Source organism: Cupriavidus gilardii (genome assembly GCF_008801915.1).
In the GTDB taxonomy this organism is placed as follows: Bacteria; Pseudomonadota; Gammaproteobacteria; order Burkholderiales; family Burkholderiaceae; genus Cupriavidus; species Cupriavidus gilardii.
Genome location: NZ_VZOV01000012.1, coordinates 100,031 through 125,407 on the forward strand (window position 1 = coordinate 100,031; position 25,377 = coordinate 125,407).

25 protein-coding genes and 2 pseudogenes are annotated in these 25,377 nt (G+C 66.1%); 7 read left to right on the forward strand and 20 right to left on the reverse strand.

Annotated elements, in window-relative coordinates; translation table 11 throughout:
• The first annotated feature begins 144 nt into the window (after window positions 1-144).
• Window positions 145-1,068 (forward strand): AraC family transcriptional regulator, encoded by a 924-nt coding sequence (locus tag F7Q96_RS15745; protein WP_053821678.1) that lies wholly within the window; start codon window positions 145-147, stop codon window positions 1,066-1,068.
• Here the strand turns inward: F7Q96_RS15745 and F7Q96_RS15750 are convergent.
• The 4 genes from F7Q96_RS15750 to F7Q96_RS15765 form a co-directional block, all read right to left on the reverse strand.
• Complete coding sequence (locus tag F7Q96_RS15750; RefSeq protein ID WP_053821679.1) at window positions 1,057-1,323, reverse strand: hypothetical protein; 267 nt, start codon at window positions 1,321-1,323, stop codon at window positions 1,057-1,059. The two genes, F7Q96_RS15745 and F7Q96_RS15750, sit on opposite strands and share 12 nt — an antisense overlap.
• 91 nt (window positions 1,324-1,414) lie before the next feature.
• Window positions 1,415-1,918 (reverse strand): hypothetical protein, encoded by a 504-nt coding sequence (locus F7Q96_RS15755; protein ID WP_053821680.1) that lies wholly within the window; start codon window positions 1,916-1,918, stop codon window positions 1,415-1,417.
• A 119-nt stretch (window positions 1,919-2,037) separates the two neighbouring features.
• Window positions 2,038-2,625, reverse strand: a complete 588-nt coding sequence (locus F7Q96_RS15760; protein ID WP_144425885.1) for a TetR/AcrR family transcriptional regulator — start codon at window positions 2,623-2,625, stop codon at window positions 2,038-2,040.
• Between the two features lie 166 nt (window positions 2,626-2,791).
• Window positions 2,792-3,733 (reverse strand): LysR family transcriptional regulator, encoded by a 942-nt coding sequence (locus F7Q96_RS15765; protein WP_053821682.1) that lies wholly within the window; start codon window positions 3,731-3,733, stop codon window positions 2,792-2,794.
• Window positions 3,734-3,845: 112 nt separating this feature from the next.
• Here F7Q96_RS15765 and F7Q96_RS15770 point away from each other — a divergent pair, with 112 nt between their 5' ends.
• Window positions 3,846-4,166: a nuclear transport factor 2 family protein gene (locus tag F7Q96_RS15770; protein ID WP_053821683.1), complete on the forward strand. Its 321-nt coding sequence runs from the start codon at window positions 3,846-3,848 to the stop codon at window positions 4,164-4,166.
• Window positions 4,167-4,370: 204 nt separating this feature from the next.
• On the opposite strand, the gene F7Q96_RS15775 is transcribed toward F7Q96_RS15770, so the two are convergent.
• From F7Q96_RS15775 to F7Q96_RS15785, 3 genes are all read right to left on the reverse strand, one after another.
• The gene (locus F7Q96_RS15775) at window positions 4,371-4,781 is read right to left on the reverse strand and encodes a type II toxin-antitoxin system death-on-curing family toxin (protein WP_053821684.1); all 411 of its coding nucleotides are present in this window, start codon (window positions 4,779-4,781) and stop codon (window positions 4,371-4,373) included.
• Window positions 4,778-5,002, reverse strand: coding sequence for a hypothetical protein (locus F7Q96_RS15780; RefSeq protein WP_144425779.1), 225 nt, complete (start codon window positions 5,000-5,002; stop codon window positions 4,778-4,780). Before F7Q96_RS15780 ends, F7Q96_RS15775 begins: the two co-directional genes overlap by 4 nt.
• 165 nt (window positions 5,003-5,167) lie before the next feature.
• A complete protein-coding gene (locus F7Q96_RS15785) occupies window positions 5,168-5,647 on the reverse strand; it encodes a winged helix-turn-helix transcriptional regulator (RefSeq protein ID WP_053821686.1) in 480 nt (159 codons plus the stop codon).
• Window positions 5,648-5,769: 122 nt separating this feature from the next.
• Between F7Q96_RS15785 and F7Q96_RS15790 the strand changes: the two genes are divergently transcribed.
• Together F7Q96_RS15790 and F7Q96_RS15795 are read left to right on the forward strand one after the other, a co-directional pair.
• On the forward strand, window positions 5,770-7,023 hold the full coding sequence (locus F7Q96_RS15790; RefSeq protein ID WP_390885759.1) for an MFS transporter: 1,254 nt from the start codon (window positions 5,770-5,772) through the stop codon (window positions 7,021-7,023).
• A 43-nt stretch (window positions 7,024-7,066) separates the two neighbouring features.
• Window positions 7,067-7,336, forward strand: a complete 270-nt coding sequence (locus tag F7Q96_RS15795; protein WP_053821687.1) for a hypothetical protein — start codon at window positions 7,067-7,069, stop codon at window positions 7,334-7,336.
• 19 nt (window positions 7,337-7,355) lie between these two features.
• On the opposite strand, the gene F7Q96_RS15800 is transcribed toward F7Q96_RS15795, so the two are convergent.
• A complete protein-coding gene (locus tag F7Q96_RS15800; protein ID WP_053821688.1) occupies window positions 7,356-7,973 on the reverse strand; it encodes a LysE family translocator in 618 nt (205 codons plus the stop codon).
• A gap of 80 nt (window positions 7,974-8,053) precedes the next feature.
• On the opposite strand from F7Q96_RS15800, the gene F7Q96_RS15805 reads away from it, so the two are divergent.
• A complete protein-coding gene (locus F7Q96_RS15805; protein WP_053821689.1) occupies window positions 8,054-9,001 on the forward strand; it encodes a LysR family transcriptional regulator in 948 nt (315 codons plus the stop codon).
• A 56-nt stretch (window positions 9,002-9,057) separates the two neighbouring features.
• On the opposite strand, the gene F7Q96_RS15810 is transcribed toward F7Q96_RS15805, so the two are convergent.
• From F7Q96_RS15810 to F7Q96_RS15830, 5 genes and pseudogenes are all read right to left on the reverse strand, one after another.
• On the reverse strand, window positions 9,058-9,894 hold the full coding sequence (locus tag F7Q96_RS15810) for an alpha/beta fold hydrolase (RefSeq protein WP_226994854.1): 837 nt from the start codon (window positions 9,892-9,894) through the stop codon (window positions 9,058-9,060).
• Between the two features lie 29 nt (window positions 9,895-9,923).
• Window positions 9,924-12,036, reverse strand: a pseudogene (locus tag F7Q96_RS15815) (acetate--CoA ligase family protein).
• A gap of 61 nt (window positions 12,037-12,097) precedes the next feature.
• A complete protein-coding gene (locus F7Q96_RS15820; RefSeq protein ID WP_053821690.1) occupies window positions 12,098-13,261 on the reverse strand; it encodes an acyl-CoA dehydrogenase family protein in 1,164 nt (387 codons plus the stop codon).
• A 123-nt stretch (window positions 13,262-13,384) separates the two neighbouring features.
• A complete protein-coding gene (gene gcvA, locus F7Q96_RS15825; RefSeq protein ID WP_053821691.1) occupies window positions 13,385-14,299 on the reverse strand; it encodes a transcriptional regulator GcvA in 915 nt (304 codons plus the stop codon).
• Window positions 14,300-14,358: 59 nt separating this feature from the next.
• Window positions 14,359-15,684 (reverse strand): MmgE/PrpD family protein, encoded by a 1,326-nt coding sequence (locus F7Q96_RS15830; protein WP_053821692.1) that lies wholly within the window; start codon window positions 15,682-15,684, stop codon window positions 14,359-14,361.
• 329 nt (window positions 15,685-16,013) lie between these two features.
• Between F7Q96_RS15830 and F7Q96_RS15835 the strand changes: the two genes are divergently transcribed.
• Window positions 16,014-16,997 (forward strand): tripartite tricarboxylate transporter substrate binding protein, encoded by a 984-nt coding sequence (locus tag F7Q96_RS15835; protein ID WP_226994855.1) that lies wholly within the window; start codon window positions 16,014-16,016, stop codon window positions 16,995-16,997.
• Here the strand turns inward: F7Q96_RS15835 and F7Q96_RS15840 are convergent.
• The 6 genes and pseudogenes from F7Q96_RS15840 to F7Q96_RS15865 form a co-directional block, all read right to left on the reverse strand.
• Window positions 16,924-17,628, reverse strand: coding sequence for an FMN-dependent NADH-azoreductase (locus F7Q96_RS15840; protein WP_082371448.1), 705 nt, complete (start codon window positions 17,626-17,628; stop codon window positions 16,924-16,926). The two genes, F7Q96_RS15835 and F7Q96_RS15840, sit on opposite strands and share 74 nt — an antisense overlap.
• 28 nt (window positions 17,629-17,656) lie before the next feature.
• Window positions 17,657-17,980 (reverse strand): DMT family transporter, encoded by a 324-nt coding sequence (locus F7Q96_RS15845; protein WP_053821695.1) that lies wholly within the window; start codon window positions 17,978-17,980, stop codon window positions 17,657-17,659.
• 3 nt (window positions 17,981-17,983) lie between these two features.
• The gene (locus tag F7Q96_RS15850) at window positions 17,984-18,664 is read right to left on the reverse strand and encodes a glutathione S-transferase family protein (RefSeq protein ID WP_053821696.1); all 681 of its coding nucleotides are present in this window, start codon (window positions 18,662-18,664) and stop codon (window positions 17,984-17,986) included.
• A gap of 306 nt (window positions 18,665-18,970) precedes the next feature.
• Entirely contained in the window at window positions 18,971-19,432 is a 462-nt protein-coding gene (locus F7Q96_RS15855) for a MarR family winged helix-turn-helix transcriptional regulator (protein WP_053821697.1), read from the reverse strand.
• A 116-nt stretch (window positions 19,433-19,548) separates the two neighbouring features.
• Entirely contained in the window at window positions 19,549-21,777 is a 2,229-nt protein-coding gene (locus tag F7Q96_RS15860; protein WP_151022936.1) for a TonB-dependent receptor, read from the reverse strand.
• Window positions 21,778-21,898: 121 nt separating this feature from the next.
• Window positions 21,899-22,809, reverse strand: a pseudogene (locus tag F7Q96_RS15865) (LysR family transcriptional regulator).
• Window positions 22,810-23,083: 274 nt separating this feature from the next.
• On the opposite strand from F7Q96_RS15865, the gene F7Q96_RS15870 reads away from it, so the two are divergent.
• A complete protein-coding gene (locus tag F7Q96_RS15870; protein ID WP_170265861.1) occupies window positions 23,084-24,268 on the forward strand; it encodes an MFS transporter in 1,185 nt (394 codons plus the stop codon).
• 61 nt (window positions 24,269-24,329) lie between these two features.
• Here the strand turns inward: F7Q96_RS15870 and F7Q96_RS15875 are convergent, their stop codons facing one another.
• Complete coding sequence (locus tag F7Q96_RS15875) at window positions 24,330-25,376, reverse strand: nucleotidyl transferase AbiEii/AbiGii toxin family protein (protein ID WP_151022938.1); 1,047 nt, start codon at window positions 25,374-25,376, stop codon at window positions 24,330-24,332.
• Window position 25,377: the final 1 nt, after the last annotated feature.

Genomic DNA, 25,377 nt, shown 5'->3' on the forward strand with positions numbered 1-25,377 from the left:
GACCATGGCTGCGGATCTCTGATGTTTGCCTGATCCTATGAACGGCAAGAATTTCGGTAATGGGGCTGCTAAGCTACGCCACAGTGCAGACAAAAGAGGTTGGCCATGACTCGATCTGGCAAAAACGAGGCGCCAAGCCTGGCGATGCTGGCGCGGCGCATGGTGTCCATGCTGGCAACGCTGGCGCCGCACGAGGGATACAACTTGTCGGCGTTGCCCGATGTCAGGTTCCTGCGTTCGAATCGCCCGTTGAAGGCGGTGCCGGTGCTCTACGATCCCGGCATCGTGATCGTTTGCCAGGGCAGGAAACGCGGGTACTTCGGCGATCAGATTTATCTGTACGACGATCGGCATTACCTCGCCGTTTCGGTGCCCGTGCCATTCACCATGGAAACGGACGCCAGCGAATCCGAGCCGCTGCTGGCCATTTACATGCACCTCGATTTCAAGCTCGCTGCCGATCTGATGCTGCAGATCGACCAGCATGGCGGCATGGAGCCGACCGAGCCGCGCGGCATGATGTCCACCCCGATGGACAGCCGGCTATGCGAGTCGCTGGTTCGATTTCTGGAGGCGATGAGCCGCCCTGTGGAAGCCCGGATTCTTGGCCCGGCGCTGGTGCGGGAAATCTACTTCCATGTTCTGACAGGAGAGCAAGGCGCATCGATGCGCGCCGCGCTCGCCATGCATGGGCAGTTCGGCAAGATCGCGCGCGCGTTGCGCCGGATCCATGCGTCCTTTCATGTCGACGTCAGTGTCGAACAGCTGGCGCGCGAAGCCGGGATGAGTGTGCCCAGCTTCCACGCCCACTTCAAGGCCGTCACCAAAACCTCGCCGGTGCAGTACCTGAAGTCGATACGGTTGCATCAGGCGCGCCTGCATATGGTCCGTCACGGCATGACCGCGGCCGCCGCAAGCGCCGAAGTTGGCTATGACAGCCCCTCGCAGTTCAGCCGGGAATTCAAGCGCCTTTTCGGGCGAAGCCCCGTCGAAGAGGTCAAGCGGATGAAGGCAGAATTTGCCGTGCCGCCTCCGCATGCCGGCTCGCCGTTCGTGTCATCGCACTGACGCCACTGATCGCCCTTGTTTGGGCGCCGCCAGCGCCGAACGCGCATGGCGGACCAGGCGTAGCAGCCAACCGGCCGACGTTTCGATCGTCGCGCCGCCTGCAAGGTCCTGTCCGCGCGGGCCGGCATGGATCGTCAGTTGCTGTCGGCTGAGCCAGGCCTCGATGCCCTCCAGGGCTTCATCGTCGGCCAGCATGCTCTCCAGATCCTCGACGCTCGACTCCGTTTCGGAAAAAGTGTCCAGCGGGAATGCCATGCTCCATCTCTCCTGGTTTGAACAGTGATGCCGAGGCGGGCAAGCGGGGCCCACGCGACATCCGAGGGCCGCGTGGGCCGCGTACCCGGAATCAGGACAGTGGCGCGCGCCGCCGTTGCGAATGCATCCACCAAGCCTGCAGCGCGGAGCCAAGCATAAAGACGACCAGCCACGCGGCCAGCGCGCCGCGCACCACCGGCGATTGCGGGCCATCGGCGAGAGGATGGGCCACGGGCAATCGTGTCAGCGTTTCGTTGATTCCGGGGACCAGCAGCAGGAAGAAGCTGAACGTGAATCCGAACTGGGACAGGTAGGGCTGGGCCCGGGGAAAGACCGGGACCCGTGGCAGCACCAGCGCGCCGAAGATGGCGAGCAGCGCCACGATGCCGAGCGCATGGCCGACGTTGAAGCCCCCGCTGCTGGACAGCCCGAATGACGTCAGCACCGACAACACCAGCCCGCCAAGGTAAATCCGGCCGGCATGGGTGCTGCTGTCGATCCTGAAGTAGCGCGCAAAGCTATAGAGGCCCGCGATGACGGGGACGATGCTGATCAGCGTGTGCCCGGACCCCAGGGCGGAAATCGGATGCGGCATAGGACGATGGCTCCTTCAAACCATGGGTTGAAACAACGAAATCTCACACGCAAGACAACCAACTAGTTGGTCGGTGTCGCGGTGAAAAAATAGCCGGCTCGCGGCCGGTAAAAAAGCGGTCAGTTCGACCCGGTCAGCCGTCTGATCGCCGCTTGCGAGATGGAGGCAAATGCCTCGGGATTGTCGAAAGCCCGTGCGGTCAACATTGCGCCGTGCACCGTGGACATAAAGGTCTGTGCCTCGACAAGCGCCGTATCGCGCAGATGCAATTGTCCTTTCGCGGCACCTGCCTCCAGGACCGTGGCCAGCCATGCGGTCAGGTCCTCGAAGTAGGCTCGAACCTCATGCGCGATCTCTTGCGGGATGATCGGCAATTCGGCAGCCAGCATCGCGCAAATACACATCGATGACGTGCCGTCGCGTATGCACCGCGACCAGTAATCGATATAGGCCGTCAGCCGCGCCAACGGATCGCCGATCTGGCCATCGAGAGCGGCCAGGCCTTGCCGTGCCTGCGCGCGGTGTAGCGCGACCACGGTCAGGACCAGGTCCGCCTTGCTCGGAAAATGATGATGGATGCTCGGCTTGCCGATACGCACGCGCTCGGACAGATCCGCATAACTGAATCCGTGATAACCGCCAGCGGCCAGCAACAGCTTCGTATGCTCGGCGATTTCGGCCGCGCGGGGGGAAAGTTCCATAGATATCAATAAGCGGGATTGCGGCCCACGCATGCAAGACATCGCTCGTGCAACTGCCCGGATGCCGCGCGTGGCATTCAATACGTTGACCAATCTACTAGTTGGTCGGTTGTGTTGTCAAGAATTTCCGCTTGCGACATGACATCGCGCGTTCGGCAACGCGATCGGCTGCTCAATGTCGACGGCGGTTTCGTCCGGCCGGCGATTGGCGGTCTGGCCCCCGCTCGGCCACCTCACGGGCCAACGCGAGGAATGCCTTCATTCCGGCAGAGTGGTGGCGCCGGCCGGGGTAATAGAGGCAGAGCCCAGGCAAAGGCGGCGTCCAATCGGCCAGCACGCGAACCAGGCGTCCTGCCTCGATATCGGTCTGCACGTCCTGCTCCATGAAATAGCCCAGGCCGATATTCCCCATCACGGCGGCCCGCGCCAGGCTCGCTTCGTCGAGCGTGATCGGGCCGCGCACGTCGATCTGCGCTGTTTCGCCGGCCTTCTCGAATTGCCACCGATACAGCGTCCCGTCGGGCAGGCGTACACGCACGCATTGGTGCTTCAGCAGATCGGGTGGGACGCGAGGCTTCCGATGGTTCTCGAAATACAAGGGCGATCCCACGACGGCATAGCGTTGGGGCCGGCCGAGCGGCACGGCAATCATGTCGCTGGGAACGAGGTTGGCAACCCGAACGCCGAGGTCGAAACCCTCGGCAACGATATCCACCAGCCGTCCTTCGGTCACCAGGTCGACATTCATGTCCGGGTAGCGGCGCAGGAATTCGAGCACCAGCGGGGACATGATGTCTCGCGCCGCAAATGCCGCGGCATTGATCCGCAGTGTTCCGGATGGGGTTTCCCGCTGCGACCGCACTGCCTCCAATGCGCCGTGAATATCGTGAAGCGCGGGCCCGACCTGCTCGACAAACTGTCGACCGGCATCGGTCAGCGAGACACTGCGCGTCGTGCGATTGAACAGGCGGACGCCTAGATGGGTCTCGAGCTTGCCAATGGCATGGCTCAGGGCCGTGGTCGACATCCCGAGATCGATCGCCGCTGCGCGGAATGTTCCACGGCGGGCGATCGCGAGGACGGCTTCGAGGTCGTGAAGGGAGGTTCTTTCCATTGTCCTGTTTATTTCATCGCCACATCCGGATTTATCTTGTTTATCCGGACAATGGTCAAGCTTAAACTGGCGCTGCAACATTGCCAGGCAAGCACAGATCAGGAGCAGAAGGATGGATATTCCGACCGTTGTGGGCGCGTATTTCGAAGCGGACAAGGGCAGCGATGCCGATGCGCTGGTATCGCTTTTTCTGCCCAATGCCGTTGTCAACGATGAGAGCGCGCGGCATCAGGGAAGGGAGGCGATACGCGCGTGGTGGCTGGCGGCCAAGGAAAAATATCGCCACGTCGCCGAGCCAGTCGAAGCCGCTGGCACCGACACCGAGGTCCGGGTCCGCGCCAGGGTGAGCGGGCAGTTCCCGAATAGTCCTGTCACGCTGGAATTTCTGTTCAGGATCGAAAAAGACGAGATCGCCGAATTGAGCATCCACTAAGCGCGGCGAACGGGCGATGACGCCTGGCGCCGCGCTCGTTTCGATCGAGCGGGGCGGGCACGGCGCCAGACCCGATGCGCCTGCTGGAGGCGTTGCGTCAGCGGAACGGCGTACTGCTACCGAACGACCTGGTCGCCGAGATGGCCCGGGACCAAACCGACGGCAGGAAGTGCCCGGTGCGTCAGGATCTGCTGGTCCTTGGGACTATTCCGCCGGTGGGCCGCCGGTCTCGTTGCACTCGGCCAACGAAAATAACAGAGTGGCAAAGTCGGACAGCGGTAGATCTCTCGTGGTCAGATCGACCATGGCGTCTTCCAGGTCGTCGTTCTTTTGGACTGTGATGCCATTCAATTCCAGGAATGTCAGGCATGTAACGAGGCCTGTGCGCTTGTTGGCATCGATGAAGCAATGGCCTTGGCCAATCGCGCGCGCGTAATGTGCGGCCAATTCGAAGAGGTCATCGACTCCTTCATAGAACTGCGCAGCCGCGATGCGATGGAGCGCGCCCTCAAGGTAGCCCTTGTGCTCGCCCGCCAGTCCAATCTCCGTTTCGAGAATCAAGTCGTGAATTTCACGGACTTGATCTGGCGTGAGTGAGATGAAGCCATTGGTCATCGCTTCGCCAAGCGCTCGATGACTTCGTGGTGTTTCTGGATGACCTTCCGAGCGGTTTCCTGAACGGTTGTCGAGTCGGCCTTATTGACCACAACGATTCGCCCGTCGAACACATGCTCGATCCTCGTGCTTGCGGCGACGCGCTCTGGGCTTGGGGCACTCGTGACTTTTGTTCGTTCCTTGATGGGGACGTTGTACTTCGAAAGAGAGACCTTGCTCATCTGAGACTCCAGAGGGTAAGTCGCGAGTATATCGGCGGCACGCCATCGCAGTGACAACGCCTCCAACGCAATCGGCCAGTCTGCCGCGGAAGAACCAAAGCATTCTCGCCGTTTCCCGCAAATTGGACGCCGCTCACATCAAATCCATGATCCGGTCATGACGTTTCAGTCACCCAATAAGGACGCCATTGAGTCCTCTCTTTTTGGCAGCCGTACCACCGTTTCCGCGGGACGCACCACCTTGCCGTCGGCCGCGCGTGGCTCCATCCTCGTCAGCGGTTTCCCGGTGCGCTTGTCGACCAGCACGGAATGCGCGTCTTTCGATTCGAACAAATGTTGCTCGCCCCATTGCCGCAACGCCACGATCACCGGAAATAGCCGCTCTCCCTTGGGTGTGAGCACATATTCCTGATACGAGGTGCCATCCGATGCCGGGCTGATCTCGAAGATGCCGGCCTCGACCAGCAGGCGCAGGCGGTCAGCCAGGATACTGCGGGCCACGCCCAGGCGCCGCTGGAATTCGCTGAAGCGGCGCACGCCATCGAAGGCATCCCGCACGATCAGCAGGCACCAGCGGTCGCCGATCAGGTCGAGCGAGCGGGCGACCGGGCAGGTTTCCGCCTGGCTGTCGCGACGTTTTGCCATCGATGCTCCTTCGGTAAAGGCATGTGCCAGATGTGGGTTTGTCTTGATGGTTTCATTTTAAGACCAGTTTGCCTACAATCAAACCGGTCTTGATTTGAAACCGCTTTGACGAAGGAACATCCATGCCGGGCGAACCGCCGACAGGGCCTGCACCCAAGCCTCCAACGCCATCCGCCAGCCCCATGCCGAGCGCATTGGTCGCGCTGTTCGCCTGCGCCTGCGGTCTGAGCGTGGCGAACGTCTACTACGCGCAGCCCTTGCTCGACGCGCTCGGCGGGGAGTTCGCGCTGGACCATGCCGCGGTAGGGGGCGTGATCACGGCCACGCAGATCGGCTGCGCGCTGGCCTTGCTGCTGCTGGTGCCGCTGGGCGACCGCATCGATCGGCGGCGCCTGATGCTGTGGCAGGCGGCTGCGCTGGTGGGGGCGCTGATTGCCGTGGCCGCGGCCGCGTCGGCGCCGGCCTTGCTGGTTGGCATGCTGGCCGTCGGCTTGCTCGGTACAGCGATGACGCAGGGGTTGATCGCCTACGCGGCGACCGCCGGCGCGCCATCGGAGCGTGGGCGGGTGGTCGGCGCCGCGCAGGGCGGGGTGGTCATCGGTCTGTTGCTGGCGCGCGTGCTGGCCGGCCTGATTGCCGATGTGGCAGGCTGGCGTGGCGTGTATCTGTTCTCGGCGCTGGCGATGCTGGCGCTGTCGCTGGTGCTGTGGCGCCGTCTGCCGGCACAGACCCCAGCGATTTCACGGCTGAGCTATCCGAAGCTGATCCTGTCGATGCTGACGCTACTGCGGCAACAACGCGTGCTGCAGATCCGCGGCACGATCGCGATGCTGATGTTCGCCGCATTCAGCGTGTTCTGGAGCGCGCTGGTGCTGCCGTTGAGCGCGCCGCCGTACGCGTTGTCGCACACGGCGATCGGCGCATTCGGGCTGGTCGGCGTGGTCGGCGCCTTGGCGGCCGCGCGGGCCGGGCGGCTGGCCGACCGCGGCCTGGGGCAGCGGGTCACCGGCGGGGCGCTGCTGGTGCTGTTGGCCTCATGGCTGCCACTGTGGTGGTTCGATGCGCACGGGCTGTGGTGGCTGGTGATCGGCATCGTCGCGCTGGACCTCGGCGGGCAGGCCATTCATGTCGCCAACCAGAGCATGATTTTCGCGGCGCAGCGCGATGCGCACAGCCGGCTGGTCGGTTGCTACATGCTGTTCTATTCGGTGGGCAGCGGGCTGGGCGCGATCGCGTCGACATGGGTTTATGCGCTGGCCGGATGGCAGGCGGTCTGCCTGCTCGGTGCCGGCATCAGTGCCGCCGCGCTGGCGTTCTGGGCGCTGACGCTGCGCCATATGCCAAAGGTCTCCGCAGCTTGCGCGCAGCCCGCCTAAGCTGAAGGTTTCGACAAAGCCAACGGGCACGCCGGAGGGCACCATGGACGAAGACGTCGACACGATGAGCCGCCAACAACTGGTTGAGGAAGTGAGGCGCTTGCGCGCCGGCATCCGCCGCCATCGGGATGCGTCGGGCCACGATCTGTGCTGGCATCACCCGAACCTGTGGGCCTTGCTGCCCGACGCGGCCACGCACACGCCCGCGGTCCCGGACTGGCCGCAGTTTCTGCGCGGCTGCGTCAAGTATCGGGAGTCGCTGGATCGGCAGTGTCCGCAGGCGCCGCGCATCCAGCAGGAATTCGGCGAGTAGACCGGCGCAGGATCGCGCTTCAACGCGCGCCGCGCGCCACCGCCAGCAGCACGCCAAACGAGACCAGCAGGGCGCCGAAGACACGGTCGATCCAGTGGCGCACGGCCAGCAGCCGAGCGCGTACGGGGCCCGTCGACAGGCACACCGCGACCAGGCTGAACCAGCCGATATGGGCGGCCGCGATGAAGGCGCCGTAGCCGATCTGTGTGGCCAGCGGCGTGTCGGGGCGCACGACCTGCATGAAAAGGCTGACGATAAAGACGGTGGTCTTCGGGTTCAGCGCATTGGTCAGCAGGCCCGTGCGCAATGCGGCGAGATCCGACAGCGGGGCGGTGCGGCCCTCGGCCAGCGAGCCGCCCGGCCTGGCGCGCAGCATGCCGATACCCAAATAGACCAGATAGATCGCGGCAATCCATTTGGCCGTCTGGAACAGCCATAGCGACTGCTGGATCAACACGCCGACGCCGAGGATGGTGTAGCCGACGTGGATCAGTACGCCAAGCCCGATGCCCAGTGCCGTCAGCAAGCCGGCGCGGCGCGACAGCACCAGGCTGTTGCGGCTCACCATGGCAAAGTCCGGTCCAGGGCTGATCACGGCGAGCAGCGTAATGGTGATCACGGCTAACAGTTCGGTCATGGTTGACTCTGTCGAATCCTGTGGCAAAGTGCCACGCATGGTTGCCCTATGTTAGGGAACCCGACGATCGACGAATAGCGATGTTTTCTGACCATCATGGTGAGTTCAGCTCACCATCGGGAGACGCCCGGCTTCCTTCCCTGCTGGCCCTGCGCTGCTTCGAGGCAGCGGCCCGGCTGGAGAACTTCAGCCGAGCAGCCGACGAATTGCATCTGACGCATGGCGCGGTCAGCCGCGCGGTGCGCACGCTCGAAGACGATCTCGGAGTGGCGTTGTTCGAACGGCGCAGCCGTCGCGTTTTCCTGACCGAGGCAGGGCGAAGGCTCGCACAGGCGGTGCGGGATGGCCTCGGCGTGATCCGACAGGCCACACGGGAGCTGCGTGCCAGTGCGAGGCAGGCGCGCCAATGGGTGCTGTCTTGCGAGCCAACCTTGCTGATGCGCTGGCTGATCCCGCGCTGGCCCGACTTCAAGGCGCGGCATCCCGAGCTCGACGTCCATCTGGTGGCTGGCGGCGGGGCGGTCGCGTTCGACAGCGGCATCGATCTCGCGCTTCGCCGCGATGACTTCGCCTGGCCCGACAGCGTCCACGCGGTGCCCTTGTTCGTCGAACGGGTCGGTCCGGTGTGCCGGCCGGACCAGGCCGGCGCATGGTTTGCCGCGCGCAAGGCCGGCACTGCCCTGCGTCCTTCCGCACCGCGCCTGCATACGCGGACAAGGCCGAACGCCTGGCAGACCTGGGCCGACATCACGGGACAGACGCTATCGCGCGCGCCGGAGCAGCGCTTCGAACATTTCTACTTCAGCCTGCAGGCAGCGGTGGCGGGCCTTGGTGTTGCCATCGGGCCCTGGCATCTGGTGCAGGACGATATCGCCAGCGGCATGCTGGCCGCGCCGATGGGCTTTGTCGAGGACGGTTCACGCTATTGTCTGTTGTCGCCGGTGCCCATCCGGGCCGGCACGCCCGCTGCCGCGGTGCTCGACTGGCTGAAGACAACGGCGGCGCTCGACCGGCTGCGTGCGGATTGAGCAGCCGCAACGCCAACGCCTACGTCCAGAAGGAGCTCGGCAAGCAAATCCGGGCGTCAGCGAGGTTCCGAGCCGAACCAGCGTGCCAGCAGCGTATTGATATCGCGATGGCGCTCGTACTGGACCCAGTGCCCGGCGCCGGGCACCAGGCACCAATCCCGGTGCGTCGCGGGCCCCGCGATTCGATTGGCCACATCGATCGGCGAGGCGGTGACGTCGTGCTCGCCCCAGATCAGCAGCGTGGGACCATTGAATGCATCCAGCGCGGTTTCGAGCAGCGCCTGTCGCGAGATCGCCTTGCTCCGAAATCGCGTCGCCCGGCACGCGAGCTCGTGCACCAGCATGGCGGTCTCATCGATGCTGGCTTGCTCGTGCAGCATCAGCGCGAGCAGATTGTGCCGCAGTGCGCTTCGCATGGCGTGAGGGTCGTCCTTGCGCCAGTCCATCATCTCCATGCGCTGGCGTCGCGTACCGCCGTGTCCCGCGGGCCCCAGCAGTGCGAGCCGCGCCGTGCCGCCACGCCGGGCCGCAACCTGGGCGGCCACCAGTCCACCGAACGAAAAGCCGGCGAGCGAGACGGTTGCGTCTACACCGACCAGACGGTCCAGCGCTGCGATCACGGTGCCGACCAGGCGATCGAGCCGGTCGGCCGCGTGCGGATCCCCGGGCAGCGCGTCGGACTCTCCGAATCCCGGCAGATCGGGAATCCACAGCGTATGCGTTGCCGACAAGGGCTCGATGTTGCGGACCCAATGCAGCCAGTTGCCATGGCCGCCATGGATCAGCACCAGCGGTGGCCCGCTGCCGAACTTGCGCCAGACCGTCTCGCGGTCCCCGTCACGTACGACGCAGGTCTGCGCGCGTCGGTCCAGGGCGGCCAGTTCGGCGTTCAACGCGGGGGCTGGGGGCAGGGCAGGCGTCTTCACGATGTCAGTACGAGGGCATCGACGGCGAGCACACCTTGCCCTTCGGGCAGCACCATCATCGGGTTGACCTCCGCTTCGGCGATGCCAAGCTCAGGGCGTACCGCGAGCTGGGACAACGCGGAGACGGCCCGTGCCAGCGCATCGAGATCGCCGCGGGTCCTGCCGCGCAGTCCCCCGACCGTCTTCAGTGCCTTCACTTCGGCGATCATCTCCCGGGCGACATCGACGGTGACCGGTGCCAGCCGAATGCTTCGATCGCGTGCGACTTCGGCCCAGATGCCCCCGGCGGCCAGCATCACGATCGGACCGGCGTCCGGATCGATGCGGTAGCCGACCAGCACCTCGGTCAGGCCCCTGGTCATCGGCTGCACCAGCACTTCATCGCATCGCACGGTGGGTGCGCGCTCGGCCAGGTTGGCCTTCAGCGTTGCCAATGCGCTGTTCAACTGGCCGGCGTCCCGAATGCCCAGTACGACGCCGCCCCACTTCCGTCTTGTGCGGGATCTCGGGCGAGCAGACTTTGGCGACCACCGGATAGTCGAACGGCAGCGCAGGGATGGGACCGCCGATCGGCAGTGTGATCGCCGGCGCGTAGGGCACGCCAAGCTGTTCCAGCACGGCGTATGCCTGCGCCTCGCTGAGCGCGCGCGGCGGCCGCTCGCCGGTCAGTCGCGCCGCCGGTTGCGTGCCGGGTGTGCGGCGTGCAAGCACGGCGGCAATGGCATCGGCACACGGTTCGGGCGATCGGAAGCAGGGCACCCCGGCGGCCGTCAGCGCGGCCAGCGCTTCGGGTGCGTCGGGCACCAGCATCGCGGCCAGCGGCTTGGCGCTGTCCGCGCTGTCGATGATCGGCTTGACTGCAAGCTGCGGCTGAAAGCGTGCGGAAGAGCCGACGACGGCAAGCACGATATCGAACTCCGGCGCCCCGAACATGATGTCGAGCGCGGTCTTCATGACCTTGTAGTTTGTGCCGGCCAGCGTCAGGTCCAGCACGCGTCCCGGCGATACCGCGATACCGGCGGCGGCGAGCCTGTCGAGCGTCGCCGGCGAGGCGGGTTCCACGGCGACATCGCGAATGCCCAATTGGTCGACGACCATCGCCGCGCCGCCGCCAGTGGTAGTCACCACGCCCACGCGGCGCGGCGGCACGCGTGGTTGCCCGCCCGGCTGGGCCAGCGGTATCCGCCGCGCCAGCGGGAACGCTTCCAGCAGTGCTTCAAGCACGCCGACGCGCGCAATGCCGAGGTCCTTGAGGAAGGCATCGGCGATGTCGTCCTCGCCGGCCAGCGCTCCGGTGTGGGTGGCGGCCATCTCGGCGGCGACGGCCGATCGCCCCAGCTTGTATGCGATCACGGGTTTGCCGCGCCGGGCGGCCTCGATCGCGAAGGCGCGCAGCTTGTCGCCGTGGCGAAGGCTCTCGAGAAACAGCAGATAGCCCTCGATAGCGGGATCGTCAAGCGTAGCGAGGCAGATTTCGCCAATGGACAGGTCGGCTTCGCCGCCGACCGATACCAGCCCTGCAAAGCCGACGCCGCGCGCCTTGCCGCGCGAAACCAGCGAGCCGATCATGCTGCCGCTGTGCGAGGCGACGAAGACGCGCCCTTGTGGCAGTTCCGGCTCGGCGAAGGCCGCATTGGCGGTCAGCATGACGCCCGCCTGCGGATGGATGACCCCGAGGCTGCTGGGGCCGAGCACGCGGATGCCGGTCTGCCGGCTCAGGGCTCGCAGTTCCGCCTCCCTGGCCGCGCCTTCGGGTCCGGACTCGGCAAAGCCGCTGGCGAGGATGGTCACGACCTTGACGCCGAGGCGGGCGCTCTCGCGCACCGCATCGAGCACGGTGTCGGTCGGCGTCAGCACGAAGACCTGGTCGGGGACTTGCGGCAGCGATGCGAGGCTGGGGTAGGCGGTTTCGCCCTGCACGGTATCCCGGTTCGGATTGATCGGATAGATCGTTCCGCGATAGCCGGCCGCACGCAGGAACTTCAATGGACGTCCGGCGGTCTTGGCCGGATCGTCGGACGCGCCGAACAGTGCCACGCTGCGTGGAGACAGCAGCGCCTGTGCGAGCGCCGAGTCGATGGGGCCGGATGCTGGAGAGGTCGAGTTCATTGCGGCTGGGAACGGGAGCAGGGAACAGGGAAAGTCGGGGAGCTCGGCTGGCGCGGCATGTTCAGTTCGGGGCAGGCCTGGGCGGACGCTGCGGAAACGATCGGCCGAACACGCCTTCCGCAATGCGGTTCTTCAGCATTTCGATGGAGCCGCCGGCGATCATCCAGCCGCGGATGCGGCGCAGGCAATATTCGACGATCGATTCCTGGCTGTAGCCCATGCCGCCCATGATCTGCAGCGCTTCGTTGGCGACGTCCCAGCCCGCCTGGTTGCACGCGAGCTTGGCCATTGCCGTGCTGTGCGCGGACGGCAGGCCGTGCTCGCCCTCCATGGCGGCGCGATAGAGCAGAAGTTGGGCGGATTCGAGCTTCAACGCCATCTCCGCGAACTTCCATTGAATCCCCTGGAATTCGCACAATTCGCGACCGAACTGTTTGCGCACCATCGCGTGCTCGCGGGCCACGTTGAAGCAATGACGCCCGAGCGCGAGGGCGCGCGACGAGTTGCCCAGCCGCTCGACATTGAAGCCGGCGATCTGGCGCTTGAAGCCGCCTTCGCCGAGCAGCAGGTTGCCGGCGGGAATGCGGCAGTCCTCGAAATACAGCTGGCACCATTCCTCGCCGCTCATGAATTTCGACGGCTCCCCGATCTGAAAGCCCGGCGCGCCGCGCTCGACCAGCACCGAGCCGATGCCGTTGATGCCCGGGCCGAAGCGTACGTAGATCAGGAACAGCTCGGCCTCGGGGCTATGCGTCGAGAAGATCTTGCTGCCGTCGATCACGTAGTGGTCGCCGTCGCGGCGCGCGGTGGTGCGCAGTTCGGTGACGGCGGAGCCGGCCTCTGGCTCCGTCATGCCGAGCGCGATCAACTTGCGTCCGGCGAGCAGATCGGGCAGGAAGCGCGCCTTCTGTTCGGGCGTCGCGTATTCGACGAAGGTCCGGATCGGTCCGAAATTACCCGCCTGCACGATATCCGCGCTCTTGGGGCAGACCAGCGCGATCTCCTGGATCGCGATGACGGCGTGCATCAGCGTGCCGCCCTGGCCGCCATCCTCTTCCGGGAAGGCGATGCCAAGCAGTCCCTGCTCGGCCAGCATGCGTGCCGCATCCCATGGGTACTGCGCGGAGTGCGCGCGCTGCAGCGCGCCGGGCGCGAGCTTGTCCTGGGCGAACCGGCGCACCGATTCCGCAAATGCCTGATGTTCTTCACTGAGTTCAAAGTTCATGTCGAAATCTCTGGGGGCAGAAGTCAGGCATCAGCTTCCGCTATCCCGAGACGGTTGTGAACTTCGCGTTTGGAGAGCAGGTAGAACCTATCGTCATACCTGAGGCCGCCGCATCTCGCATCCTCATTCCGCCGCGCGCTGTTCGCGTGCCACGGTGTCGAGCAGCCAATCCCGGAATGCCGTGACCTTGCGGGACTCGCGCTGGACGGCGGGCCTGACCAGGTAATAGGACTTGCTGCGTACCAGTGGCCGCGCGAACGGCCGAACCAGGCGGCCGGAAGCGAGTTCCGCCTGCAGCATGGCAGCCTGTCCGATTGCGATACCAAGGCCATCGAGGGCCGCCTGCCAGGTCAGCACCGAGCTGCCGAAGCTCATGCGCTCGGTGCGGTCGGCCATCTCGGCCAGTCCGGCGAAGGCCAGCCAATCGTCCCAGTCGGCGCGGCGATAGTGCGACACCAGCAGACGGTGGCGCAGCAGCGCTTCAGGCCGGCCGCGGCCGCCGCCGCGATGCGTGCGCAGGTATTCGGGCGTGCAGACCGGTTCGATCTCGTCGTGGAACAGGAAGTCGGCGCTGACACGGGGCCAGCGGCCATCGCCAAACTGGATGGCGAGATCGGCGGGATCGCGATCGAAGTCGACATCGGGAATCGCATTGTCGATGCGCACTTCGATGCTGGGATATTGGGCCTGAAAGTCGGGCAGTCGCGGGATCAGCCATTTCGCCGCGAAGGTGGTGTAGGTGCGCACCCGCAGCGCGCCTTGCGAGGTGTTCTTCAGCAGTCGGGCGGTGGCAGTAGCAATCGCATCGAAGGCCGGAACGACTTCCTCGGCATAGGCCTGGCCGACGCGCGTCAGCGAAACGCCATGGCGCTCGCGACGGAACAGTTCGATGCCCAGATAGCCCTCGAGCACCGCGATCTGCCGGCTGACCGCCGACTGGGAAACATGCAGTTCCTGCGCGGCGACGGTCAGGTTCTGGGTGCGCGCCACGACTTCGAAGACCCGCAGCGGGTTCAAGGGGGGAATACGGCGAGCCATGTTGTCGCGTCCGAGCAATGACATTTCATTATATCTATGCCGCCGGACGCAGCACTTCCTCAGGGCAGCGACGCCGCGCTGTCGAGCGACCACAGCCGCTGCAGCAGCGCGCGCGTACGGGCTTGACCGAGCACCGGCGCCACCAGCTCGACGAACTTGTCGTCGAGGTCCGCATCGCTCAGCGGTTCCTCGGGGTCGCCCTTGCGGTTCGGCTGCAGATGGGTCAGCTCGCGTCCATCGCGCAGACGCACGGTGACGCGCGCCGCGCGTTGTCCGGGGAAGGCGGCATCGAGCTGGCCGTCGACCGACAGTTCGATGCGCGCCATCAATGCCCGGATAGCGGGATCGGCGAGCCGTTCGGGGGAGAAGGCGGCAAGTCGCACGCTGCCATGGATCAGCGCGCAGGCCACGGCAAACGGCACGCTGAAGCGGGCCTCTGCCGCGGTGCGCGGGTTGGGATTGCCCGCCACGTCCAGCGCCGGACGATAGGTGCCGATCCGCACGGCGGCGATATCCTCGGCCGCAAAGCCGTGCGCCCGCTGCAAGGCCTGCGCGCCGTCGATCGCGGCGAAGGTGTGGCCGCAGCAGGCGTGATTCTTGAAGGTGATCTGCGTGATATGGAAGTCGCGGCCCAGCGTTGCGGCAGCGGCCTGCCAGTCCGGGCCATCGCTCATCGCGCGTCCCAATCCCGCCTCGCCGTCAATCACGTCGAGCGAGCCGGTGACGCCGGCCTCGGCAGCCAGCGCTGACAGCAGTCCCGCCTCGGCGGCTCGGCCCGAGTGCAGCGGCTTGGACATCGAATCCATGCGGAACGCCTGCTGCAATCCCGCGGCGAAGGTGCCACTCGTGGCCAGTGCATGTGCGAAGCGCGCGGCATCGAGTTTGAAGAGCGTAGCGGCGGCGGCCGCCGCACCGAAGGTACCGACCGTGCCCGTGTTGTGCCAGTAGCGGTAGTGCGTGCGTCCCAGCGCCGCGCCGATCCGCGTCGAGATCTCGTAGCCGATCATCACGGCGTGCAGGAATGCCGCCCCGCTTGCCTGGCGTTGCTGAGCGGCGGCAAGCGCCGCGGCAATCGTCGGCGCGCCCGGATGGTAGATCGCGTGCTTGTAGATGTCGTCGACCTCCACCGTATGCGCGGCGGTGCCGTTGATCAGCGCCGCCGTTCGCGCAGTGGCCGGGCGGCCCAGGGCCAGGCGGGCATCGCCGCGATCGAGATCGTCGGCGCAGGCGCGCTCCAGCAGCGTGCACGGCGCGACGACCGCGCCCGGCAGCAATGCCGCATACCAGTCGATCACCGCACGCTTGGCGTGGTGGATCACTTCGCTGGAGCGCGCGCCGGGGCCGGGCTGCTGGGCGAAGGCGGAAAAGGTCTCGATGATGGTCATGGGGTCCGTTCACGTTGGCAGGCTGGCGCCGATGCTCGCGCAGGGCGGTGCGGATGGCAACTTCCAATTGATCGTGCAGGTATGACATACAGGAATGCCAGGGCGGTGCGGGACCGGTGGCGCTGTATTGAGTTTTTCTCATGGCAGCGGGCCGAATCGGAAGTTCTCACGGGCGAGCGGTTCACCCACCATGGCGATGGTTCGACCGGACACGTGCGGTATGTCGCGGTTGCCATGCGGAAAACGGCGGGCACCAGCCGGTCGTTGCCGACGAACAGAGCGCAGCCATGCGGCAATGCGCCATCCCAGATGCCATGACGGAGACATCCATGAAGACTTTCGGTCCGGTCGCCGGCGCTCTCGCCGCCGGTGCGCTGATCCTGTCCCTTGCCAGCGCGGCCCATGCCACGCCGTCCAGCTATCCCACCAAGCCGATCCGCATCATCGTCGGCTACCAGGCCGGAGGCCCCACCGATCTGACGGCGCGGCTGTTGGCCAGCAAGCTCCAGGCTCGGCTGGGGCAGCCGGTCATCGTCGAGAACAAGGTGGGCGCGGGCTCCAACATCGCCTCCGACTATGTCGCGTCGGCGCCCCCGGATGGCTACACGCTGCTGCTGGCCGCGGCGCCGATCACGATGACCAAGTACCTTTACAAGGGTCTGAAGTTCGATGTACTCAAGAGCTTCGAGCCGATCGCCAATGTGATGACGGCCCCGGCCGTGCTGGCGGTTTCGACCAGGCTGCCGGCTCACGACCTGCGCTCGCTGATTGCGCTGGCGAAGAAGAAGCCGGGTACCTTGACGTTCGGCTCGACCGGCGCCGGAGGGTCGCAGCACCTCGCTGGCGAACTGCTGAAGCAGCGCGCGGGCATCGACATGCTGCATGTTCCGTACAAGGGAGCCTCGGCCGCGCTGACGGATCTGATGGCCGGCACCGTCGACATGGTCTTCATGACGTCGATGTCGGCGTTGCCCACGTTGAAGTCCGGCAATCCGCGCGCGATCGCGGTGGCATCGAAGAAGCGCATGCCACAGATGCCGCAGCTGCCGACGATGGAGGAGGCGGGGCTGCCCGGATTCGAGGCCGATTCGTGGAACGGCCTGCTGGCCCCGGCGGGAACGCCCAAGGAAGTGCTCGACCGCCTGAACGCCGAAGTCAACAAGGCGCTGGCCTCGCCCGACGTGCGCGACACGCTGGTATCGCAGGGGGCCATTGTGGTCGGTGGCTCGCGCGAGCAGTTCAGGCAATACCTGGTCGAAGAGGTGGATCGATGGGGCAAGGTATTCCAGACGGTGCAGATTTCTGTGCAGTGAGCGCCGGCGGGTTCAGCGACAGGGCGGCGATCTGCTGCGCGATCCACGCATCGGCGAGAGCCTGCGCCCGCTCGAGATAGGCCGGTCCGCGCCGCAGATTGTCGAGCCGCAACACCGACAGGTCGTGAAGACCCGCGGTCGCCAGCGCGTGACGCAGATAGGGCGTCAGAAAGTCCGGCTGCCCCTTGCCGTCATCGCCAAGCGGCCCGCCGCTGCCGACGATCAGGTAGACGGGGCGGTTGGCCAGCAGCCCCTTCTTGCCTTCCGGCGTCCGCGCGAACGTGCGGCCGGGGCGCAGGATCTGGTCGATCCAGGCCTTCAGCGTGGCGGGTACCGTGAAGTTGTGCATCGGCGTGGAGATCACGATGCGATCCGCGGCCTGCATTTCGGCAATCAGCGATGCCGAGAAGGCAAGCACGCCCGTATCGCTGGCCGCATCGGTAGACTCCGCCGCGAGGCTGGCATGCGCGAATGCGCCATCGACCAGGGGCGGCGGACGACGCGCCAGGTCACGCTCGACCACGCGCAGCGTTTCCCGCTGCCGCATCCGCTCGATCAACGCGGCGCCCGTGGCGCGGCTGGTCGACGCCTCTCCATTGGGGCTGGCGCTGACATGAAGCACGGTTCTCATCGTATTTCCCGATGGTTTATTCCGCAGGTCAGCTCACCGCCTCGGAGAACCGCAGCCCGATGATCCCCACCACCGTCAACGTCAGGAACAGCAGCCGCTGCCATTGCATGCCCTCGCCGAAGCTGACGATGCCGATCGCGACCAGCCCCAGCGTGCCGATGCCGGTCCAGATCGCATAGGCGGTGCCCACAGGCAGATTGCGCAGCGCCTTGGCCAGCAGGTAGATGCTGGCCAGTCCAGCGGCAACGGCCACCACGCTCGGCAGCAGCCGTGTCCAGCCCTGGTTCAACTTCAGCGCGACGCCCATCACAATCTCCAGCGCGGCGGCGGCAAACAGAAAGGTCCACGCCATCGCTCACGCCTCCGCCCGATCCTGCGTTGCCGCCGCGGGCCGGCGCAACGCCGCGAGACCGCGTTGTACTGCCGGCCGCTCGGCGATGCGCTCGAGCCAGCGGGCCACATGCCGGTATTGCCCGATGTCGAGCCGCAGTTCGTCATGGCTACGCAACCACGGAAACGCGGCGATGTCGGCAATGGTGTAACGGTCCAGCGCCAGATAGTTCGATTCCGCCAGCCGTCGGTCCACCACCCCGTAGAGCCGATGCGCTTCCTTCGTGTAGCGCTCGATCGCTTCGCGATTTCCGCTCTGCGAGCCATGCAGGAACCACCACAGCTGTCCAAGCATCGGCCCGATGCCGCCGACCTGGAAATGCAGCCATTGCTGGACCTGCCACTGCTCGTGGCGCTGCGTCGGATGCAGCGGGCCGTACTGGCTCGACAGATAGCCGAGGATCGCCCCGGACTCGAACACGGTGATGCCTTCGCCGTGATCGACCAGCGCCGGGATCTTGCCGTTGGGGTTGATCGCGAGATAGTCGGGGTGGCGCTGTTCGCCCTTGTCCAGGGCGACATCCACCTGCCGGTAGGGCAATCCGGCTTCCTGCAGATAGATGCTGACCTTCTGGCCATTGGGGGTGTTGGCGGTGTAGAAGGTCAGGTCTGGCGTGGTCAGCCTTGACGGGATGACGGATGACATGGTGGTTCCTCCGATGATGTCCTGCGATATGGCTATGAGTTGCATCTGCAATCGTTGCAGATGCAACTGTAGTCGATGGAGGCGGCTTCGGCAAGCACGGCCATCGGTGGAGCGATCGAAGAGGGCGGTCGGCCGATTGCCGGCGGCACCGGCGTGCTGGCACGGCAGCGGTCGACGCGCGCATGCCGTCGCCGGGCCGGCGACAGTCACGGCGTGGTGTGCGCGTGTGATGGTGGGAGGACGGGTTGGTCCCGGTGGTGGGTCGTCAGCCGGTTCCCACCTGGGACAGGGACCGGCGCAGCGGCGTCAGGAAGGGCGCGATGCGGCCGCGGCAGCGCGCACGGCCTGGGCGGCACGCTCCAGCGCGTCGGCGAAGCGTTGTTCGTCGTCGGGATCGAACTGAGACAGGAACAGGTCGGCGATCGTGGCCTGATAGACCTTCCACATCTTCTTGCGCAGCGCGCGGCCTTCGCGCGTGATCGTGAGGAAGGCGGCGCGGCCGTCGTCGGCCGAGCGAGTGCGCGTGACCAGGCCCTCGCTCTCCAGCCGGTCGACCAGGCGGGTCAGGTTGTAGCGCTCGATGACAAGCGCGTCGGCCAGTTCATGCATGCGTCGCGCGCCGCCCGGGCCGCTCTCGAGTCCCCACAGTACGTCGTACCAGGCATAGGTGGGCAGCCCGGCGTCGGCAAGGCGCCGTTCCACCTCGCGGATGATCAGCCGGTGCGCGCGTACGAAGGAGAACCACAGGTCGGGCCCGTTTGTCGTCATGATGCTGTCCGGTATCGTTGCCGTTGCGTATCGTTGCGGTTGCAATTATGCGCGCGAGCGATGCGGTCGAACAGAGCCGGGGCAGGCGATGCGCTCCCGTCCCGGCTCGCCGTCGCTTACCAGCGGTGCTGATACATCGCCGTCAGCGTGATGCCCGCCGCCGGCAGCCGGCTGGTATTGCTGCTGTTGCGCAGCAGCTGGCTGTACAGCGGGTAGTAGTCGCGATTGAGCAGGTTCTCGATGCCGATCGTGATGGTGTCCTTGCGCGTCAGCTGGTAGCGGCTGATCAGATCGAGCGTGGTATAGCTGCCGGTATCGCGCCGCCCGAAGCTGTTCTGGCCGTTCAGACGATAGTCGCGCCCGGCGTAATAGCTGACCTGCAGGCGGTTGGTCCATTGGCTGATCGGCCGGTATTGCAGGTAGCCGGTCAGCTTCAGCGGCGGAATGCGGTAGCCCGTCATGTTCTGGAAGCTGCTGCTGCCTTGCGGCTGCTCGCGCCCGCGCAGCCAGGTGAAGGTCCCGCCGACGCCCCATTTCTCGTCGTCGGTCAGATAGTCGGCCGCCGCCTCGACGCCGAAGATCCGTTCCTTGGTGCGGGTCAGGATCAGCCCGTTGTTGAAGCTCTGCACGTCGCCGAGCTTCGAGGTGGTGTAGAACACCGCCACGTTGGCCAGCGTGTTGCTGCCCAGCGCACCGCGCCAGCCCAGCTCGTAGTTGTTGGTCTTGACCGGCTCCAGGCTCGACGAGTTGATGTCGAAGCCCGGGCGTGCATTGCGGATCTGCAGGCCGATGTCCGGCAGCTGGAAGCCTTGGCTGAAGGCGCCATAGAACTCCTGGCCCTTGACTGGCGCAAAGGCCGCGCCGATGTTGAACAGCCAGGCGCCGTAGTCGACGGTGCCGCCTTTGACGCCGGCCGGGTTGGCGACCTTCGACTGCGACAGCGGCACGAAGTCGTCGAAGCTGGCGCTGGCGCGCTCGTAGCGCGCGCCGCCTTCCATCGACCAGCGCTCGTCGAACTTGTGCTGCAGCTGTCCGAACACGCCGCCGCTGCGCGTGGTCAGCGGCGGCATATAGGTCAGCCCGCCGGTGCGCTGGAACACCAGGCCGCCGCTGGCGTCGTAGCGCGCGGCGTCGAACACGTCGAGCGGCATGTCGCTGCGTTCCTGGTTGTAGTCGGCGCCCCACAGCAGCTTGGTCTGCTTGCTGGCGCCCAGCGGCGTCCCGACTGTCAGCCGGCCGCCGAAGACGCTGCTGTTCTGGCTGATCTGGTCGACGTTGCCGCCGCGCGTGGCGACCGCGCGCGCGTCGAACGGAGGAAAGCGCGTGAAGTAGTCGCGATAGTAGAACTGCGTCGATACCGTGCTGCCGTATAAGTCCTGGTGCTGGTAATCCAGGTTCAGCACCGTGTTGCGCAGCTCGTTCTGGTTTTCCAGCTGCAGGCCGCGGATCGCGCGCGCCGTGGCCGAGCCCGGCGGCAGGCGTCCGACCGACGGGTCGGAGGCGTAGTCGGTGTTCTGCCTGGCGTGATAGCGGCTCAGGCTCAGCTGGACGCGCTGCTGGCCGTCGATGCGCCAGCCCAGCTTGCCGCTGATGTTGTAGACGTTGGAATCGAACAGATCGCCCTGGCTCGGCTCGGGCGCGATCCGATGGCCGTGCGCGTCGTAGGGGCTGCCGATGCGCTGCGCGCCGACGTGGAAGGCGTAGTCGATCGGTCCCTGGCTGCCGGAGAAGTGCTGCTGCACGTTGGCGCTGAGCCCCTCCTTGCTGAGCCGCGTCAGCGGCGTGCCCAGCGTTACCGTGGTGTCGGCGGTGGGCGCGCCGCCCGCGCTGCGGGTCGTGATCGAGATGATGCCGCCGCTCGCGCCGGCGCCGTAGAGCGCGCTGCTGCCGCGCAGCACTTCGATCCGCTCGATATTGGTCGGATCGATCGTTGCCAGATTGCGAGCCGAATCGCGGTTGGTATTGAGCGGAATGCCGTCGACCAGCACCAGCGCGCTGCGTCCGCGCAGCGTCTGGCCGAAGTCGGTCACGGTGCGGCTCGAATCGGCCATGCCCGGAATCAGCTTGCTCAACATCGTCGCCAGATTGGTCGAGCCGGTCTTCAGCTCCTCGATCTGCTCGCGCTCGATCACGGTGACCTGCCGCGTCGGATTGACCAGATCGCTCTTGATCCGGTCGACCCGCACCTCGACGGTGCTCAGCTCATGCGCGGGCGCCGTGCCCGGGGTGGCGGACGGCGCCTGCTGCGCCAGCGTGGAAAGCGGGACGCCGCCGGCGATGGCCGCGGCGATCAGGGCCGACGGCGTCAGCCGCGACGGTTGCAAACAGGCTCGTTCTTGTCTCATGGCGCGCGGTCCGGGCTCTCTCGTAATCTTCGGTTACAAAAAGCCGTCAATCTTATTGATAACCATTCCTGTTTGCAACATAAGTCGTCGGCCATTGGCGCTTCGCAACATAAGGAGTCGGTCAACCTTGCGCGGCGATGCGGGTCAGGGCTTCGCGGAAAGCCTGCGCGGCCGGTCCAAGCGGCTGGTCGACGCGATGGGCGAGATAGGCCTCGTAGAGGACGCGCGCATCGCGGCCCAGCGACGTGGTGGCCACGCGAACAGCCGGCCCTCGCGCAGGTCGCGTTCGACCAGCCAGCGCGGCAGCCGCCCCCAGCCGAGGCCGGACAGGATCAGCGCGTACTTGGTGTCCTGCGTGTTGACGCGGCAGGTCTGCGGCGACAGCACGCCGAAGTCGCGGCCGGCGGACAGCGGCGTCGGGTCGGACTGCACGATCTGCAGGTGATCGGCCAGATCGGCAATGCCAAGCGGCGGGCCGCGCCGCCGCGATGCCAGCGGATGGCGAGCGGACACGACCGCCACCACCTCGGTCGACGACAGCGCCTGCAGCGCGACGCGCGGATCGCGAAAGCCCTCGCCGACCATCACCGCCAGCGTGGCGCGCTGCTCGAGCAGGGCGGCCAGCGGTCCGCCCAGCGGTTCGACCGCGAGCCGGATCGCCACCGACGGATAGCGGTCGCGCATCGCTTCCAGCGCGGCGCTGATCTGCCCCAGCGGAAACAGCGTATCGACGACTACCGACAGTTCGAGCTCCAGTTGCTGACCGAGGCCCCGGGCCCGTGCCCGCATCGCGTCGACGCGCAGCAGGATGTCGCGCGCGTTGACCAGCAGGGCCTGGCCCTCGGCGGTCAATACCGGACGCCGCGCGCTACGGTCGAACAGCGCGACGCCGAGCTGCGCCTCCAGATTGGCGATCGCATGGCTGACTGCCGATTGCACGCGGCCGAGCTTGGCCGCTGCCGCGCGGAAACTGCCGGCGTCCGCGACGGTGGCGAAGGTGCGCAGCTGGTCGAGGGTCAGGGCGTCGAGCATGAGTTGGGTAGCCGGAAGCCGTCGCTCCAATGATCTATTGGATCGATCGATTGGATCGAACTTATATCACTTCCGTCGATGTAAAGACGGTGCGATGCTGTTCGCCATCGCGAGTTCCGGCAGGGAGACCGAGATGGCGGATTGTGCAGACGATTGTGCGAAGGGGCGGCGGGCATGGTCCGCCGCCAAGGGGTGGGGCAAGGTGACGCGGATGCCCGCCGCGCGGTCTGGCAAAGCGACGCCGATAGCCGCCGCGAGGTCAGGCAACGCGGCGATGTGGCTGACGGTGGCGGTGGTGGTCGGCGCCGGCGTCGTGGCAGCGTTGCAGGTCGGCAAGGCCGCGATCGCGATGCCGATGCTGCGGGCCGAGCTTGACGCGAGCCTGGCGCAGGCGGGCTGGCTGATGGCCATCGTCGCGGTGCTCGGCTCGCTGGGCGGGATTCCGGCCGGCGCTCTGGTGCCCGCATTCGGCGACCGGCGGATCTTGCTGGGCGGTTTGCTCGCAGTGGTGGTCGGAGCCTGCGCGGGCGCCCTGGCGCCGACGCTGCCGGCGCTGATCGCGTCGCGCTTCGTCGAAGGGCTGGGCTTCCTGCTGATCGCCGTGGCCGGGCCCGCGGTGCTGCAACGGGTGGTGACGCCGCAGCGGCGCGATATCGCCTTTGCGCTGTGGAGCTGCTTCATGCCGGCCGGCATGGCGCTGGCGATGGTCGCCGGTCCGCTGTTCGGCACCTGGCGCGGACTATGGTGGGGCAGCGCGGCGCTGGCCGTGGTCGCGACCGTGGCGACGCGGCTGGCGATACCGGCTGCGGCGCAGCGGCCGGCGTCGCCGCAGCCGTCCTTGCGATCGCACGGCGTCGCGGGTGCTGCCGCAACCATGCGCGCCGATATCGTGTCCGTGCTGCGCGCCTCGCAGCCGCTGCGGCTCGCCGCCTGCTTCGCGCTGTACAGCCTGATGTTCTTTGCGTTGTTCAGCTTCCTGCCGGTGCTGCTGATCGAACGGATCGGCGTCTCCCACCGCATGGTCGGTCTGCTGACGGCGCTCGCGATCGCCGCCAACATGATCGGCAATCTGGCCGCGGGCTATCTGCTGGCGCGCGGCGTATCGCGGTCCCTGGTGGTGGGCGCTACCTGCCTGACCATGGGACTGGCCGCGCTCGGCATCTTCCTGCCGCTCTTCGGCGATGTGCCGACCTTCCTGCTGTGCCTGCTGTTCTCGGCGGTGGGCGGTCTGATTCCCGCGACCTTGCTGTCGGGCGCGTCCATCGTCGCCCCCACGGCGGGACTGCTGCCGGTCGTGATCGGCCTGCTGATGCAGGGCAGCAATGTTGGGCAGGTGGTCGGACCCGTTACCGTGGGCGCGGCCATCGAGGCCTGGGGCTGGCACGCCGCCGCGGCCGTCGTGGCGCTATCGGCGTTGGCCGCCATGCTGCTGGCGCGCGGCATGCGGTTTGGGGCCTAGCAGTGTGAATCGGCGTGAACCGGAGCTTTGAAACGCCCTTCGCCATAGCGCGAGCCGCGGATCAGAACGTATTTTTGGGCAGTGGTTCTGTACCGCGGGCCAGGTCGTTCGCTCTGCGTTCGATGGTGGCGCAGCGCTCCAGCAGTATTTCAAAGGGCTCGCCATCGTCAAGCAGCAGGCCGTCGTCGATCATGTGCTGATAGTCCGAGGCCAATGCGCTAAGCGCCTTGTCGTCAGGGACCAATCGCAAGCCCCCGGACACCGCCACGCCATAGTCGATCGGTTCGCCGCCAGGAAATTTCTCGGCGAAGAAAATCCCCTTGTGCTTCGCGACGGCGTGGGCAAGACCGCGATCGGCAAGGGCGGCATCGGCGAGTCCGACGTCGTCGAGGCGCACCAGATCGTGCCAATGCCGGGCGAAACGCGCGCTGCCACGGAACTCACCCTGTGCGCAGTAGACATGAATCGCCGTGGCCTTTTCCCAGAACGTGCGTTCGGCGCGCATGACGCGCGCGGTAGTGTTCGGAAACGCGATCTCGCGAAGATGCGCGGCCGCATCGCAGTGGATCGGGCGCAGATGACTCGGCTCGCCCGTACATCGGGCACCGAACTCGAGCATGACGACCGGGGAAACGTAGCCGGTTCCACCGGACAGCGGCTCGTACGCAATAAAGACCTTGTCACCGTCCACGCTGGCGGCCGCCGGCAGCCGTTGCCTCCCCAATTCGTCTTGAATCGACGGAAGCATCTCGGTCATGACCCAAGCGGACAGGCGCGTGCGGATGGCCTTGGTCCATCGCTTCTCCTGACTACGGTTAGGCGGCAGCGGTTCGCCGGTGTCCCGGATCAGGTCGCCGGCGATCGCCCTGATGTCATAGGTCAGGTCGATGTCTTCTGAGAAGCGGCGGATCGCGCCATACGCCTTGGACAGAGAAGTACCGCCCTTGAAGACCAGATGATCGGCATGAGGGCCGGCAAAGAGATGGCGCAGCGACCATACCACCCATAGATCCTTTTCGAGCAGATGCGGCGGCCTGCCGGATCGCGTCGCGACCACTTCGAGAGCATCCCGTTGTTCCGCCCGGGACAGGCTGAAGAACTCGGTCACG